This is a genomic window from Acetobacter malorum, assembly GCF_002153605.1.
Classification (GTDB): Bacteria; Pseudomonadota; Alphaproteobacteria; order Acetobacterales; family Acetobacteraceae; genus Acetobacter; species Acetobacter malorum_A.
Window position 1 is genome coordinate 1 of sequence record NZ_JOPG01000090.1, and the last position, 490, is coordinate 490.

General features: G+C 50.6%; 2 protein-coding genes. Both read left to right on the top strand.

The features are described 5' to 3' along the window. Positions 1 to 90, top strand: a 90-nt coding sequence (locus HK23_RS14060) for a type II toxin-antitoxin system CcdA family antitoxin (protein WP_179193760.1), incomplete at its 5' end; no start/stop codon positions are given. Then, on the top strand, positions 91 to 396 hold the full coding sequence (locus HK23_RS14065) for a CcdB family protein (RefSeq protein ID WP_025828667.1): 306 nt from the start codon (positions 91 to 93) through the stop codon (positions 394 to 396). Positions 397 to 490 lie beyond the last annotated feature (94 nt).

Below are 490 nucleotides of genomic sequence, written 5' to 3' on the forward strand. Positions count from 1 at the left end.
TGGCTCGCAGAAAATCGCTCCTCCCTTGAAGAATCCCGACAGTATGTCGAAGAGAATGGTCTTCCTCTGGCGGATTATCGGAACTTCTGAATGGCCCGTTTTGATGTGTATTGTTTGGCCGGACGAGGTGAAGCGCGTTTCGTTTTAGATGTGCAGGCAGACCTGCTGGACGAGTTGGGCACCCGCATCGTGGTGCCGCTTTTATCACAGAAAGTGGCACCCAGGCCGGCAAAGAGACTGAATCCGGTTTTCGTAGTCGATGACCAGTCGTTCGTTATGATGACACAGTTTATGGCTGCTGTGCCTGACCGTGATCTGAAAAAAGTCGTGACGTCATTATCTCTTTATCAGGATGAAATCACTCAGGCTATTGATCTACTTTTAACTGGTTTCTGAGAGACGGCTTTAGTCAGCTTCCGCCTTCATCCCGGACATACAAGCCCCCATTCGCCAAGCTCCTAAGCGGACAGTCCGCAATCACCATGAGCTG

Bases quoted from the DNA above. Each gene is read 5' to 3' on its own strand.
- HK23_RS14065 (WP_025828667.1), top strand. From the start codon at position 91: ATGGCCCGTTTTGATGTGTATTGTTTGGCCGGACGAGGTGAAGCGCGT.